The following is a 13,727-nucleotide window of genomic DNA, read 5'->3' as shown; positions in this document are numbered from 1 at the left end:
TGCCTTGTTTAACTATTTCCAGGGGAACGACATTTTACACGCCGTTTTTAAAGGTCCGAAAAAAGATCGCCCTGTGTTGCGGTTTTGGCCGGCGCGGCCTCGTCCATGCCACTCAGCGCGCTCACGCGCACGCCCAGCAGCCGCAGTTTCAGCTCCAGCGGCACCCGCCGCAGGCACTCGCCGGCCGCGCGCCGGATCGCGGCGCCGTCCGCCGTCGGCGCCGGCAAGGTGACGTCGCGCGTCACGGTGCGGAAGTCCGAATAGCGCAGCTTGATGCCGACCGTGCGGCCCACGTAGCGCTTGCGCGCCAGGTCCTCGCCCAGGCGCATGCACAGCCGCGTGAAGATCTCGGACAGCGCCTCCCGGTCGTGCCTGGCGTGCAGGTCGCGCTCGAAGGTGGTCTCGCGGCTGATGCTCTTGGGCTCGGAGCTGGTCACCACCGCCCGCTCGTCCAGCCCGCGCGACACGCGGCCCAGCCAGGTGGCGTAGTTCAGGCCGAAGTGCTCCCGCAGCAGGGCCGGATCGGCCGCCGCCACCTGGCCCACCGTCGCTATGCCCAGCTCGGCCAGCCGCGCCGTGGCCTTGGGGCCGATGCCGTTCACCTTGCGCACCGCCAGCGGCCAGATGCGGGCCGGCACGTCGTCCAGCGACACCACGGTCAGCCCGTCGGGCTTTTCCAGGTCCGAGCAGATCTTGGCCAGCAGCTTGTTGGGCGCGATGCCGATCGAGCACGACAGCCCGGTGTGCTCCCGCACCGCCGCCTTGATGCGCAGCGCCAGCTCGCGCGTGTCGTCCGGCAGCTCGCTGAGGTCGATGTAGATCTCGTCGATGCCGCGGTCCTCGATGTGCGGCGCGATGCCGGCCACGGCGGCCTTGAACAGGCGCGAGTAGCGGCGGTAGGAATCGAAGTCGGTCGGCAGCAGCACCGCGTCCGGTGCCAGCGCGGCGGCCTTCATCATGCCCATCGCCGAAAACACGCCCAGCGCCCGCGCCTCGTAGGTGGAGGTGGTGACCACGCCGCGGCCGGCGTAATCGCGCAGGCGCGAGAACTGGCGGCTGCCGTCGGCCAGCAGCCGCGGCTGGTGCGCCGAGCCGCCGCCGATGACCACCGCCTGGCCGCGCAATTCCGGATAGCGCAGCAACTCGACGGAGGCGTAGAACGCATCCATGTCGAGATGGGCAATGCGACGGGCCATAGAACGCGGGAGCTAGTGTTGAATACTGTAATTATATACAGCACTCCGCACTTTGTCCCGGCGGAAGCGGCGTCAGCGGTGCTTGGCTTGCGCCCGGAACCATGCGGCGCTGGCCTCGTCGGCCGGGAAGAAGGCCTCCAGCCGCAGCTCGTGCACCGTCACGTCGTGCGGCGTGCCCAACGTGGTGATGGTGGTGAACAGGTTCAGCTCCACGCCGTCCTTGCGGATGGCCAGCGGCAGGAAGGGCAAGGCGCGCCGGTCGAGGTTGGGCGCCACGCCGCCGGCCGCCAGCCCCGCCATCGCCGTCAGTTCCGACAGCAGCGAGGTCGCCTCGCTGCCCGGCCCGTCGCTCATGGCCTCGCGCTGTATCCAGTGCAGCAGGTCCGCCCCAACCTCTTCCCAGTTGCGCAGATGCGGCCGCAGGCCGTCGGGCGCCAGCGTCAGCTTCAGCACGTTGACGCTGCCGTCGCGCGGGATGGGCGCGTCGGCCGGCATGTCCAGCAGCCACTTGAAGAAGGCGTTGGCCGGCTCGTTGCTCATCACCAGGTTCCACAGCCGGTCCACCACCAGCGCCGGGTACGGCGCCTGCTGGGCCAGCATGAAATCCAGCGCCTGCTTGACGGCGCGCAGCTCCGGATCGTCCATCTTGCGCTCCTGGTAGGCCGGCGCGAAACCGGCCGCCAGCAGCATCACGTTGCGTTCCCGTAGCGGGATGTCGAGCACCACGCCCAGCTTCAGGATCAGCTCCCGGCTCGGTTGCGAGCGGCCGCTCTCGAGGAAGCTGATGTGCCTCTGCGAAATGCCGCTTTCGGTGGACAGGCGCAGCTGGCTGTGGCCGCGCTTGCCGCGCCAATAGCGCAGGGCCGCCGAAAAATCGCTGAAATACTGGTCGGGCGTGGCCACGCTCATACGCGCTCCGGGCTAGTTGGAGGAAACAAACTCGATCAGGTCCGCGTTCACGCGCCCCATGTGCGTGAGGAACATGCCGTGCGGCGCGCCATGGTACACCTTCAGCCTGGCGTTTGGCAGCAGCGCCGCCGTGGGCCGCGCGGTCAGGTCCAGCGGCGCGCTGACGTCCATGTCGCCGGCGATCAGCAGCACCGGCAGGTCGATGCCGCGCAGCTCGGCGCGGAAATCCGCCGTCGTCACCGCGCGGTTGCATTCGAGCAGCGCCAGCGCCGAGGTCCCCAGCGCCATCCCCCATGGCGGGCGTGGTCTCCGGCGTCAGGAAGGGGCCGACGTTCTCGTCCATCCACAGCGGAAAGTCCTTCATCAGCTGCTCGTTGCGGAAGTAGTCGAACAGCGCGGGATCGACGCCGTCCGGGTTGTCGTCGGCCCTGGCGACCATCGGCGTCATCGTGCCCAGCAGCGCCACGCGGCGCACCCGGTCGCCGCCATGGCGGCTCAGGTAGCGGACGATCTCGTTGCAGCCCATGGAGTGGCCGACCAGGGTCGCGCCGCGCAGGTCCAGCGCCTCGATGACGGCGGCCAGATCGTCGGCCAGGGTGTCGAAATCGTAGCCCCGGCCGGGATCGCTGGAACGGCCATGGCCGCGCCGGTCGTAGGCGAGCACGCGCAGACCGCGCTCGCGCAGCGCCAGCATCTGGTAGTTCCAGGCGTCCGACGGCAGCGACCAGCCGCCGACGAACAGCACCGGTTCGCCCTTGCCGGCGGCCGGCGCCCAGTCGCGGTAAAACAGGTCGACGCCGTCGGCGGTGCGGATGAGGTTCGCGCGCATGGTCGTCTCCTCAGAGGCTGAGAGTTTTTCGGGCGTGCCAGAGCAGCGCGCCAGAAAGTGGCCGATCGAGGCGCAAAGCACAGCCATAGCTCGGGCTATGGCGAGCATTTGCAACGACGAGCGGGCACTTTCTGGCGTGATGAGCGGGCATGATCGAAAGACTCTCAGCCTCTCAGGCCTGGTTCAGGAAGCCGGTCACGCTGGACAGGCGGCCGTCCGGATCGACCGTGGCCATGTCGGTGCCGCGCGCCACCGGCGCTTCGCCCGGCAGGCCCAGCGTCCACGAGAAGCGCACCACGTCGTTGTGGCCGTCCGGCGCGCCGTCCAGTTCGAAGCGCATGCCGGGAAAGTGGCCCTGGGCGGCGCCTATCATGGCGTCTATCCCCTCGTGGCCGGCGCCGCGCATCATGGGATCGACATAGCTGGCCTCGAGCGTGAAGGCGCGCGCCACCTTGGCGCGCCGCGCGGCGGCGTCGCGCTCGTTCCAGACGGACAGGTATTGTTCGGCGATGTGGACGGGGTTGTTCATGCTGATCTCCTGGTGGGTTGTGTCGTGTCGACGGAAGCCATTCTCCGCAATCGGCATGTCCGCGGCGATTACGTCCCAGGTAATCGGGCCGCGAAAAAATCGCGCCACGGCGGACAACATTGCGTCCTGGCCAAAAAAATTCCTTGCGCGACGCAATCGGGGCGTCTATAATTCGGCCTCCTTCAGACGTCATGACAAGCGTCGGAGTGTTCGGGATGGGGCGCTTAGCTCAGTTGGTAGAGCGGATGCCTTACAAGCATTAGGTCGGGAGTTCGACCCTCTCAGCGCCCACCACTGGAGCATGGGAACAAGTTCGATTGCGCAAGCAAGGAGCGGTAGTTCAGTTGGTTAGAATACCGGCCTGTCACGCCGGGGGTCGCGGGTTCGAGCCCCGTCCGCTCCGCCAACATCCTGAGGAAGGCCCGATTCGTAAGTTCGATTGCGCAAGCAAGGAGCGGTAGTTCAGTTGGTTAGAATACCGGCCTGTCACGCCGGGGGTCGCGGGTTCGAGCCCCGTCCGCTCCGCCAACATCCTGAGGAAGGCCCGATTCGTCGGGCCTTTTTCTATTGTCTTTCCGTTTCCGCCACATTCCTCCCCCCGCTTGTGACAGTCGACACTTGCAAGTTGACAAGAATGCGTCACAATCAAAGATGCCCCTTCCCTCGTCAACGGAGTTTCCCCCGATGTTCGGCTTTCTCAAAACGCACACGATGTCCCCGCGCCTGCACCGGCTGAAGGAGTCCGCGCTGTTTTCCTCGCTGACGCCGCTGGAGCTGAAGATCGTCGACGGCCTGCTGCACGAGCGGCGCTACCTGACCGACGAGATCGTCTTCGACGAGGGCGAGGAAGGCCAGGCGCTGTACCTGGTGATGTCGGGCCGCGTGATCATCAGCCGCGCGCACGCCGACAGCGTGGAGGTGGTGGCGGAAATCACGCCCGGCTCCTTCTTCGGCGACCTGGCCCTGCTGGACAACGCGCCCCGCAACGCCCAGGCCCGCGCGCTCGACAACTGCGAGCTGGCGGTGTTCTTCCGCGCCGACTTCATGGGGCTGATGGAGACGGACGCCCGCATCGGCTACAAGATCGCGCTGGCGCTGGCGCGCCACATCGGCTTCCGCCTGCGCGAATGGATGGCGGGCCGCTCGCAAGTGGAAGCGCTGTGAGGGTGGAGCGGCACCGGGAGCAGCCGGCCGGGCCGGTGGTGTGGACCGGCATCATCGGCGCCACCTGCGCGCTGCTGGCGCTGATGCAGCACATGCTGTGGCTGGCGGTCCCCTTCCTGCTCGCCATCATCCTGTACTACCTGCTGATACCGCCGATGCAGCGCCTGCTGCGCCTGGGCGTGGGCCAGAGCATGGCGGCGCTGATCGTGGGCGGCGGCTTCATCGTGGTGCTGGGGCTGGCGGCGCTGATCGGCATCGGCTGGGCCGCCGCGCCGTCCGACTCCTGGCAGGAGATGCTGGGCCACTACATGGCCGGCGGCATCGCCTTCGTGCGCGGGCTGCTGCAGTCGCTGGAGGACAAGTTCCCCATCCTGCACGAGATGCACCTGAGCAAAACGGTCAACACCCAGTTCGCCGCCTACAGCGAGGACTTCGTGCAGCGCCACCTGACGGAGATCGTGGTGTCGGTGGCCGGCTGGCTGCCGGCGCTGCTGCTGGCGCCCTTCCTGACCTTCTTCTTCCTGCGCGACGGCCACCTGTTCAAGAAGTTCCTGGCGCGCGCCGTGCCGAACGCCTTCTTCGAGCGCACCCTGTGCCTGCTGCACGAGGTCGACCAGACGGCGCACCGCTACTTCCAGGGCCTGCTCAAGCTGACCGTGCTCGACACGGCGGTGCTGGCCTTCGGGCTGTGGGCGATCGGCGTGTCCTCGCCGGTGGTGCTGGGGCTGATCGCCGCCGTGCTGGCGTGGGTGCCGTACGTGGGCTCCATCGTCGGCTGCACGCTGGTGGTGATGGTGGCCTCGACCGACGCGCCGGGCGACCCGCTGGTGGCCTACAGCGCGATCGGCGTGTTCGTCATGGTGCGGCTGCTGGACGACTTCGTGTTCATGCCGCTGACGCTGGGGCGCAGCCTGCACATGCATCCGCTGATCACGGTGCTGATGATCTTCGTGGGCGGCGCGGTGGCCGGGGTGGCGGGGCTGATGCTGGTGCTGCCGTTGCTGGGGGTGGCGATGGTGGTGGGCGAGACGCTGGGCCGGCTGATCACCAATCCCCGGCTGCGGGCCCGGCACCGCAACGCCAAGGCGCTGCGCGAAAAACAAGCCAGCGCCGACCTCGTCGCCTGAAAAACTTGCCAAACCAACATCGGTGTCAGGCGCGACATTCGGACATCCGTTGCTTCGCGGCTATGAATGTCCGAATGTCGCGCCTGACACCGATGTGTTTTTGATAATGTTCGTCGCGGGTCAGGCGGCGACGGCGACGGCGGGAACCGCCACCTCCTCTTCGTCGCCCGAGCGGATCAGGTGGTCGAAGGCGGACAGCGCGGCCTTCGCGCCTTCGCCCGTGGCGATGATGATCTGCTTGAACGGCACCGTCGTCACGTCGCCGGCGGCGAACACGCCCGGCACCGAGGTCTGGCCGCGCGCGTCCACTTCGATCTCGCCGTGCTTGGACAGGGCCACCGTGCCTTTCAGCCATTCGGTGTTGGGCACCAGGCCGATCTGCACGAACACCCCTTCCAGCTCCACCCGTTTCAATTCGCCGCCGACCCGGTCCTTGTAGCTCAGGCCGTTGACGATCTTGCCGTCGCCGTGGATCTCGGTGGTCTGCGCCGAGACGATCACCGTCACGTTGGGCAGGCTGCGCAGCTTGCGCTGCAGCACCGCGTCGGCGCGCAGTTCGGCGCCGAACTCGATCAGCGTCACGTGCTTGACCAGGCCGGCCAGGTCGATCGCCGCCTCCACGCCGGAGTTGCCGCCGCCGATCACCGCCACCCGCTTGCCCTTGAACAGCGGGCCGTCGCAGTGCGGGCAGTAGGCCACGCCGTGGTTGCGGTATTCCTTCTCGCCCGGCACGTTGATCTCGCGCCAGCGCGCGCCGGTCGCCAGGATCACGGTCTTGCTCTTCAGCACGGCGCCGCTGGCGGTCTTCACCTCCACCAGCCTGCCCGGCGTCAGCCCGTCGGCGCGCTGGGTGTTCATGATGTCGACCTCGTAGGCCTTGACGTGCTGCTCCAGCGCCACCGCGAATTTCGGGCCGTCGGTCTCGGTGACGGAGACGAAGTTCTCGATCGCCAGCGTGTCCAGCACCTGGCCGCCGAAGCGCTCCGACAGCACGCCGGTCTTGATGCCCTTGCGGGCGGCGTAGATCGCCGCGGCCGCGCCGGCGGGACCGCCGCCGACGATCAGCACGTCGAACACGTCTTTCTTGCTCAGCTCGGCAGCCTGGCGGGCGCCGGTGTTCTTGTCCAGCTTGGCGAGGATCTCCTCCACGCTGCTGCGGCCCTGGCCGAAGTGCTCGCCGTTCAGGAACATCATCGGCACGGCCATGATCTGGCGCGCTTCCACTTCCTTCGGGAACACGCCGCCGTCGATGGTGGTGACCTTGATGCGCGGATTGATGATGGACATGGCGTTCAGCGCCTGCACCACTTCCGGGCAGTTGTGGCACGACAGCGAGATGAAGGTCTCGAAGCTGTAGTCGCCCTCCAGGTCGCGGATCTGGTCGATCACGGCCTGGTCGAACTTGATGGTGTGGCCGCCCACTTGCAGCAGGGCCAGCACCAGCGAGGTGAATTCGTGGCCCAGGGGGATGCCGGCGAACGTCACGGCGATGTCGGTCCCGGGGCGGGTGATGGCGAACGAGGGGGTGCGCCCGGCGCCGCCGGTCTTCTCGACCAGCGTGATCTTGTCGCTCAACAGGACGATTTCCTGGAGCAGTTCCTGCATTTCGCGCGCCTTGGCGGAATCATCCAGCGATGCGACGATCTCAATCGGCTGCACGACCTTTTCCAAATAGGTTTTCAACTGGGTTTTGAGATTGGCATCCAACATGGTGTTTTCCTTTTTCGGGTTGCTGCGCCGGGCGGGGGCCCGGCGCGGTGCTACGGTGCTTCCTGGATCCGCTTGCCTGGATCGGCCTGCTTAGATCTTGCCGACCAGGTCCAGCGACGGGGTCAGGGTGGCGGCGCCTTCGGTCCACTTGGCCGGGCAAACCTGGCCCGGGTGCTCGGCCACGTATTTGGCGGCGCGCACTTTGCGCAGCAGTTCGGAGGCGTCGCGGCCGATGCCGTTGTCGTGCACTTCCATCACTTTGATCTGGCCTTCAGGATTGATCACGAAGGTGCCGCGCAGGGCCAGGCCCTCTTCCTCGATCATCACTTCGAAGTTGCGCGACAGCAGGCCGGTCGGGTCGCCGATCAGCGGGTATTGCACTTTCTTGATGGCTTCCGAGGTGTCGTGCCATGCCTTGTGGGCGAAGTGGGTGTCGGTCGAGATGCCGTACACGTCGACGCCCAGCGCCTGGAAGGCGGCGTGGTTGTCGGCCAAGTCTTCCAGCTCGGTCGGGCACACGAAGGTGAAGTCGGCTGGGTAGAACACGAATACCGACCACTTGCCTTTCAGGGATTCTTCGCTCAGGTCAATGAACTTGCCATTGTGGTAAGCGGTAGCTTTGAATGGTTTTACTTGGGTGTTAATCAGGGACATTGTGGTTTCCTCGTGAGGTTGTGTACTAATGAGACGTCAGTCTACGGTTTTCTCGTCTATTTGGAAAATTGATTGTTCCAATAGATTCAATTGGCTTTAACTATCAAGCCATGTTTGCGAGACCGCTATTATCCCCGTTCCGCGCGCGACGCGTTGTCGCTTCAACAGGGTTGCGCGCGCTCAGGCGGCGCTGGCGCCCAGCCGCAGGAACAAACGGTCCAGACACAGCTCCTGGATCAGCAGGCGGCCGTCGTTGGCCTTGATCAGCCGGGTCGACAGCGCGTGGCCGCCCGCCTGCAGCGGCAACGGCGTCATGTCCGCGTCGTCGAAGGGCTGCACCGAATGCAGCTCGTCCACCAGCAGGCCGATGGTGTGGGCGTGGCGCCGCACCAGCACGATCTGGCTGTCGGGGCGCAGCGGCGTGGCGCCGCCATTGATCAGGTGGGCGAGGTCGAACACCCAGGTCGTTTGCCGGTGCTGGCCGTCCAGCAGGCCGAGCCGGCCGGCCGCGCCGGGCGTCCTGCGCATGCGCGCGCAGGGCACGGACTCGAGCACGTGCGCGGCGGCCACCGCCATCAGCGCGCGGCCGACGTAGAAGGTCGCGTACGGGCGTCCGGCGTACGGGCGCGCGGCGTCCGCGCGGACGGCGGCCGCGCGCGGCTCGATGCGCAGGGCGGCGCCGCCCATGGCCGGCTGCGCGTCGGCGCGCACCGGGCCGAACGATTCCAGCACCAGCCCGATCACCTCGTCCTCGCGCGCCGCGCCGGCGCGGAATTCGCGGTAGCCGGAAGCGGTGGCGGCGGCGGCGATGGCGTACTGGCCGCGATGGACGACGACGCGGCTGGCGCCGTGGCCGCACGCGGCCAGCAGGCCGGGCTCCAGTTCCAGTTGCGACCCGGGCGGGCAGTCCGGATCGGTGGCGGCCAGCACCCTGCCGGCCGGCGTGACAAAATAGGCCCGCAGATTGGGCCGCCCCGCCACGCCGCCGCGCAGCATGTTGAGCAGCTCCGGCTCGCCGTCGAACACGATGCCGATGCCGCCCACCACCTGCGTCTCGTGCTCCGGATGGCGCACGGCGGCGTGGTAGACGAAGGTCGGCCGGCCGCCGTAGAACGGGGCCGGCGCGAAGGGTTCGGGATAATGCTGCTGCTCGTCGCCCAGCGCGCAGACCCGGCCCAGCGTCTCGGCCGCGATGCGCTCGCCGACGATGTCCTGGGCGCCGCTGCTGGCGACGACGCGGCCGTTGCGGTCGTAGACGAACAAGCGGCTGTACACCGTGTACAAGCCGTTGATGTGGGCCAGCACGGCGCCGATGGCGGCGGCCTGGCCAGGCCGCTCGGGCCGGGCCAGGCCGTGCCGCAGCTGCGCCGCGCGGGCCCACCAGCGGCAATCGTTGGCGCGCTCGTACAGGTTGCGGTCGAGCATGTCGACCAGCAACTGCGCCGTGCTTTCTGCGGCGTGCAGGCTGGACGAGACCACGGTCTGGTACAGGTCCTGGATGGACTGCGAGAACAGCGCGTCGCCGCGGGCGCCGGTGTCGGTGATCTGGTCCAGCACGGTGTTCAGCTTGCCGCCGTCCTCGTTGGCCGCGGTCGCCACCTTGCCGTTCCAGACGATGCGTTCGATGGTGCGGGTCGCTTGCGTCACCGACGACATCAGCTCGTGCAAGGGCGGGCTGAAGCTGTCGGCGTGCGAGCGCAGCCCCCGCAGCACGGACGGCTCGCATTGCGCCAGCGCGCCGCCCCGCTCAGCGCTCCGCTCGCGGAAGGCCAGCTCGACGGGGATCATCACCTGCCCCTTCCAGCCGGCCGGGCCGGGATAGCCCTGGTAGCCGTCGGAGCCGACGGTGCGCACCAGGTATTCGCGGCCGGCGAACAGCAGCGGTTCGGGCGAGCCCCCGGGGTTGGTGGGCACCCGCACGCCCGGCGGGATCCAGTGCGGGTCGGCGCTGCTGATGACGCGGTCGTCGGCGTCCAGCAGCAGCATGTTGGCGCGGCCGTCCGGGTCGCGGTAGGTGTCGAACACGGCGCGCATCTCCTGTTCGAAATGGAAACACAGGCACAGCACGCCGATCGGCTCGCCGCTGCCCGGATGCGTCATGCGGTGCGAATAGATCAGCGCGCGCGGCCGGCCGGGGCGCAGGTCGCTGGCGCGGAAGGTCTCCACGTAGCCGGCGCTGGCCAGGGTGGCGGCCAGCAGCGGGTCGGCGCTGCGCTCGAGCGGCGCGGCGGGGTCGGCCTGGGCCAGCACCCGGCCGCGCGCGTCGAGCAGCAGGATCTCGTCGTACACCGTGTATTTGGCGCGGTACTCGGCCAGCCGCTCCAGCACCGCGGCGCGGTCCGTGTCCAGCCCGGCGACAAAGCGGCACAGCTCGCTGTCGGTGGCCAGGAAGCCGACGTCGGCGGTGCGCTCGAACAGGTTGCGCACCAGGATGTCGATCATGTACCTGGCCTTGGTGCCGATGCCCGCCAGCGCCTGCGCCACCTTCTCGCGCACCAGATTGGTGATCAGCGCCCCTTCCAGGTGCGTCAATCCGGTGCGCGCGGCCTGCATGGCCGGCAGCAGCAGGCGCGCCTCCTGCGCGCAATTCATCATCGCCGACGCCTCGATCAGGCGCCACATCTGGCTCAGTTCCCGCAGTGACAGCTCGCATTGCCTGACCTCGGCCATGTAAGCGAGAAAGGCTTCGGACCGCACCGGTTGAACTGGTTCCATGGCATCGCTGGGCTGATAAAGATATAACAAATAAGCAATATCCGTACCAAAAACAAAGATGCTTCGCCGATGATAGCGACGTCAGGCGGCGGCGCTGCGGGCGCGCAGCAGGACGTCGAACTCGGCCGCCGGCATGGGCCGGGCGAACAGGTAGCCCTGCCCGTAGTCGCAGCCGGCGGCGGCCAGCAGGTCGCGCTGCTCGGGCGTTTCCACGCCCTCGGCGATCACCCGCAGCCCCAGCTTGTGGGCCATGACGATGATGGCGTCCGACAGCGCCATGTCGGACGAGTCCGGCGCCAGGTTGCGGGTGAAGCTGCGGTCGATCTTCAGGTAGTCGATGTCGAACTTCTTCAGGTAGGACAGCGACGAGTAGCCGGTGCCGAAGTCGTCCAGCGCGACCTGGATGCCGCCGTCGCGCAGCCGCAGCAGCTGGTCGGTGACGGCGTTGCTGGCGTCCAGCAGCAGGCCCTCGGTGATCTCGATCACCATCGACTGGCCCGGCAGGCCCAGCTCGCCCAGCAGGCGCAGCCAGTGCTCGTAGCCGCCCTCGCGCTGGAACTCCAGCGGCGACTGGTTGACGCTGACCTGGAACGCCGGATGGATCTCGCTCCGCCAGCGCTTGATCCAGTGCGCCGATTCCTGGAACACCCATTCGCCGATCTCCACGATCAGGCCGCTCGCCTCGGCCAGCGGCACGAATTCCAGCGGACTGACCAGGCCGCGCAGCGGATGGCGCCACCGTATCAGCGCCTCGGCCTTGTGGATGCGGCCCGTCCTCAGGTGCACGATGGGCTGGAAGTACAGCTCCAGCTGGCCGCCCTTGACGGCGCCGCGCAGGTCGTTGGTCAGGCGCATGCGGTTCAGCGCGGCCACCTGCAGCGCCGGCGTGAAATAGCTGAAGCGGTTGCGCCCGGCGTCCTTGGCGGCGTACATGGCCTGGTCGGCGTGCTTGAGCAGGTCGTCGACCGAGCCGGCGTCGTCCGGGTACAGCGTGATGCCGATGCTGGCCGAGACGAAGGCCTGCTCCTGCCCCAGCGCGAACGGCGCGCGCAGCGCGTCGATGATGTTCTGGGCGATGGTCTCGACCCGGCCGATGTCGGCCAGTTCGCCCAGGATCACGGTGAACTCGTCGCCGCCCAGGCGCGCCACCGTGTCGGACTCGCGCACGCAGCCGCCGATGCGGCGGGCGGCGTCGATCAGCAGGATGTCGCCCTGGTGGTGGCCGAGCGTGTCGTTGACCTCCTTGAAATGGTCGAGGTCGATGAACAGGATGGCGACGCGGTTGCCGTCGCGGCGGCTCTTGACGATGGCCTGCTCCAGCCGGTTGTGGAACATGCGCCGGTTCGGCAGCTGGGTCAGGGCGTCGAAGTTGGCCTGCTGCCAGATCAGCGCCTCGGACTGCTTCTTCTCGGTGATGTCCTCGATCATGCACAGGTGGTGCGGCTGGCCGGCGCCGGCCGCGTCGATCGCCGTGATGGAGGCGTCGACCCACACCACGCCGCCGTCCGGCCGCAGCAGGCGCTTGGCCAGCTTGAAGCCGTGCTGCGGCGCGCCCGGCTGCTGCGCCACCATGCGGTCCACCTGCTCCTGCTCGGCGGCGACGTCGTCCGGGTGGCTGATGTCGCGCCAGCCGCGGGCCTTCATCTCGTCGGCGCCGCGGCCGGCGATGTCCAGGAAGCGCGGGTTGACGTCGCGGAACTGGCCGCTCAGCGTGTCGATCAGCGCGATGCCCATGGGCGCCGCCTCGAACATGGTGCGGAAGCGCGCCTCGCCCTTGCGGATGGCCTCGTCGGCACGGCTGCGCTCGCGCGTGAGCAGGCTGAAGTGCACACCCGCGCCCAGCGCCAGCAGGATGGCCGCCGCGCCCAGCACGCGGTACAGCCACGCCAGGCTGGGACCGCTCTCCATGTTGTACAGGAAGCCGTCGAAGGAGGCGCCCTTGGGCAGCATGCCCAGCTCGGCGTACACATCGGCGATGTGCTGCCAGCGGTCCGGGTTCATGTAGCCGATCTCCACCAGCACCGGCTGCACCAGCGCCACCATGGCGCGCGCCTCGTACAGCAGGTGCTGGCGGTCGTTGCGGCGCGAGTATTTGTTCAGGATGAGGTCGGCCATCTCCTCGTGGTGGCTCATCGCGTACTGCCAGCCGCGCATGCTGGCGGCGCGGAAGGCCTTGACCCGCTCCGGATGGGCCTCGATCTCCTGCTCGCTGGTGAACAGGTTGTCGCCGTAGAAATCGATGCCCGCGTTGCGCGGGCTGTAGATCTCGTAGGGGAAGCCGATGCGGTCGAAATAGTCCGGCTCGTTGGTGACGAAGATCGACTGCGCGTCCACCTTGCCCTTGACCAGGTCGTCCGGGTTGTAGGTGTGCTCGACCCGCTGCAGCGCCGAGGGCTCGATGCCCTCCTTCTTCAGGTAGGCCATGATCTCGTCGGCCTGGGTCAGCTCGTCGGTCAGCGAGCCTATCATCACGCGCTTGCCGGCGATGGCGCGCAGGTCCGGCGTCGAGCCGGACTGCGCGGTGGCCAGCGCGTACGGCGAGTGCTGGAACACCACGCCCAGCACCACCAGCGGCTTGCCCGCCAGGCGCGCCAGCAGCAGGCTGCTGCTGCCCACGCCGTATTGCGCCTTGCCGGCCAGCACCGAGCGCTCGGGCTCGTTGCCGTCGCTGCTTTCCACGATCCGCACGTCCAGCCCGGCCTCGCGGTAGAAGCCCTTTTCCAGCGCCGCGTAATAGCCGGCGAACTGGAACTGGTGGAAGTGCTTGAGCTGCAGCACGATCTTTTCCTGGGCCGCCGCCGGCCAGGCCGGCAGCGCGCCGAGCAGCGCGCAGCACAGCAGGCGGCGCAGCACTGCAAGCAGGGGCAGGGACGGGAACCGGCGCCGCAGCATCG

The 13,727-nt window shown here is 67.9% G+C and carries 10 protein-coding genes, 3 tRNA genes and 1 pseudogene; 5 read left to right on the top strand and 9 right to left on the bottom strand.

Going from position 1 to position 13,727, the window contains the following annotated elements:
- Positions 1–47: 47 nt before the first annotated feature.
- From dinB to BM436_RS21740, 5 genes and pseudogenes are all read right to left on the bottom strand, one after another.
- Positions 48–1,196, bottom strand: coding sequence for a DNA polymerase IV (dinB, locus tag BM436_RS21755; RefSeq protein ID WP_093557630.1), 1,149 nt, complete (start codon positions 1,194–1,196; stop codon positions 48–50).
- A 72-nt stretch (positions 1,197–1,268) separates the two neighbouring features.
- Positions 1,269–2,105: a helix-turn-helix domain-containing protein gene (locus tag BM436_RS21750; RefSeq protein ID WP_093557629.1), complete on the bottom strand. Its 837-nt coding sequence runs from the start codon at positions 2,103–2,105 to the stop codon at positions 1,269–1,271.
- A 12-nt stretch (positions 2,106–2,117) separates the two neighbouring features.
- Positions 2,118–2,393, bottom strand: a complete 276-nt coding sequence (locus BM436_RS37985; RefSeq protein ID WP_229490579.1) for an alpha/beta fold hydrolase — start codon at positions 2,391–2,393, stop codon at positions 2,118–2,120.
- Between the two features lie 85 nt (positions 2,394–2,478).
- Positions 2,479–2,799 (bottom strand): annotated as a pseudogene (locus tag BM436_RS37980) (alpha/beta fold hydrolase); the annotation flags it as partial.
- Positions 2,800–3,106: 307 nt separating this feature from the next.
- Positions 3,107–3,463 (bottom strand): nuclear transport factor 2 family protein, encoded by a 357-nt coding sequence (locus tag BM436_RS21740; protein WP_093557628.1) that lies wholly within the window; start codon positions 3,461–3,463, stop codon positions 3,107–3,109.
- Between the two features lie 218 nt (positions 3,464–3,681).
- Here BM436_RS21740 and BM436_RS21735 point away from each other — a divergent pair.
- The 5 genes from BM436_RS21735 (at position 3,682) to BM436_RS21715 (ending at position 5,754) form a co-directional block, all read left to right on the top strand.
- Positions 3,682–3,757: transfer RNA gene (locus BM436_RS21735), tRNA-Val, on the top strand.
- A gap of 35 nt (positions 3,758–3,792) precedes the next feature.
- A tRNA-Asp gene (locus BM436_RS21730) sits at positions 3,793–3,869 on the top strand.
- 45 nt (positions 3,870–3,914) lie between these two features.
- Positions 3,915–3,991, top strand: a tRNA-Asp gene (locus BM436_RS21725).
- Positions 3,992–4,147: 156 nt separating this feature from the next.
- The gene (locus BM436_RS21720) at positions 4,148–4,627 is read left to right on the top strand and encodes a cyclic nucleotide-binding domain-containing protein (RefSeq protein ID WP_093557627.1); all 480 of its coding nucleotides are present in this window, start codon (positions 4,148–4,150) and stop codon (positions 4,625–4,627) included.
- Positions 4,624–5,754, top strand: a complete 1,131-nt coding sequence (locus tag BM436_RS21715) for an AI-2E family transporter (protein ID WP_229490577.1) — start codon at positions 4,624–4,626, stop codon at positions 5,752–5,754. The genes BM436_RS21720 and BM436_RS21715 overlap by 4 nt, the downstream gene beginning before the upstream one ends.
- Positions 5,755–5,874: 120 nt before the next feature.
- Here the strand turns inward: BM436_RS21715 and ahpF are convergent, their stop codons facing one another.
- The 4 genes from ahpF to BM436_RS21695 all read right to left on the bottom strand — a co-directional run bounded on the left by ahpF (position 5,875) and on the right by BM436_RS21695 (position 13,725).
- Positions 5,875–7,464 (bottom strand): alkyl hydroperoxide reductase subunit F, encoded by a 1,590-nt coding sequence (gene ahpF, locus BM436_RS21710; RefSeq protein ID WP_093557625.1) that lies wholly within the window; start codon positions 7,462–7,464, stop codon positions 5,875–5,877.
- Positions 7,465–7,554: 90 nt separating this feature from the next.
- Positions 7,555–8,118: an alkyl hydroperoxide reductase subunit C gene (gene ahpC / locus BM436_RS21705; protein WP_093557624.1), complete on the bottom strand. Its 564-nt coding sequence runs from the start codon at positions 8,116–8,118 to the stop codon at positions 7,555–7,557.
- 180 nt (positions 8,119–8,298) lie between these two features.
- Positions 8,299–10,833, bottom strand: a complete 2,535-nt coding sequence (locus tag BM436_RS21700; RefSeq protein ID WP_093557623.1) for a chemotaxis protein CheW — start codon at positions 10,831–10,833, stop codon at positions 8,299–8,301.
- Between the two features lie 81 nt (positions 10,834–10,914).
- Positions 10,915–13,725, bottom strand: coding sequence for an EAL domain-containing protein (locus BM436_RS21695; protein WP_093557622.1), 2,811 nt, complete (start codon positions 13,723–13,725; stop codon positions 10,915–10,917).
- Positions 13,726–13,727 lie beyond the last annotated feature (2 nt).

The sequence above is a fragment of the Pseudoduganella namucuonensis genome, from assembly GCF_900116645.1.
Classification (GTDB): Bacteria; Pseudomonadota; Gammaproteobacteria; order Burkholderiales; family Burkholderiaceae_D; genus Rugamonas; species Rugamonas namucuonensis.
Note: the sequence above shows the minus strand (reverse complement) of the source record. Positions and strands in the feature narration are given on the sequence as shown.

Excerpts from the sequence above, each read along its gene's own strand:
- BM436_RS21740 (WP_093557628.1), bottom strand. The coding sequence starts at position 3,463 with ATGAACAACCCCGTCCACATCGCCGAACAATACCTGTCCGTCTGGAAC.
- ahpF (WP_093557625.1), bottom strand. The coding sequence starts at position 7,464 with ATGTTGGATGCCAATCTCAAAACCCAGTTGAAAACCTATTTGGAAAAG.
- BM436_RS37985 (WP_229490579.1), bottom strand. The coding sequence starts at position 2,393 with ATGGCGCTGGGGACCTCGGCGCTGGCGCTGCTCGAATGCAACCGCGCG.
- dinB (WP_093557630.1), bottom strand. The coding sequence starts at position 1,196 with ATGGCCCGTCGCATTGCCCATCTCGACATGGATGCGTTCTACGCCTCC.
- BM436_RS21700 (WP_093557623.1), bottom strand. The coding sequence starts at position 10,833 with ATGGAACCAGTTCAACCGGTGCGGTCCGAAGCCTTTCTCGCTTACATG.
- BM436_RS21695 (WP_093557622.1), bottom strand. The coding sequence starts at position 13,725 with ATGCTGCGGCGCCGGTTCCCGTCCCTGCCCCTGCTTGCAGTGCTGCGC.
- ahpC (WP_093557624.1), bottom strand. The coding sequence starts at position 8,118 with ATGTCCCTGATTAACACCCAAGTAAAACCATTCAAAGCTACCGCTTAC.
- BM436_RS21750 (WP_093557629.1), bottom strand. The coding sequence starts at position 2,105 with ATGAGCGTGGCCACGCCCGACCAGTATTTCAGCGATTTTTCGGCGGCC.
- BM436_RS21720 (WP_093557627.1), top strand. The coding sequence starts at position 4,148 with ATGTTCGGCTTTCTCAAAACGCACACGATGTCCCCGCGCCTGCACCGG.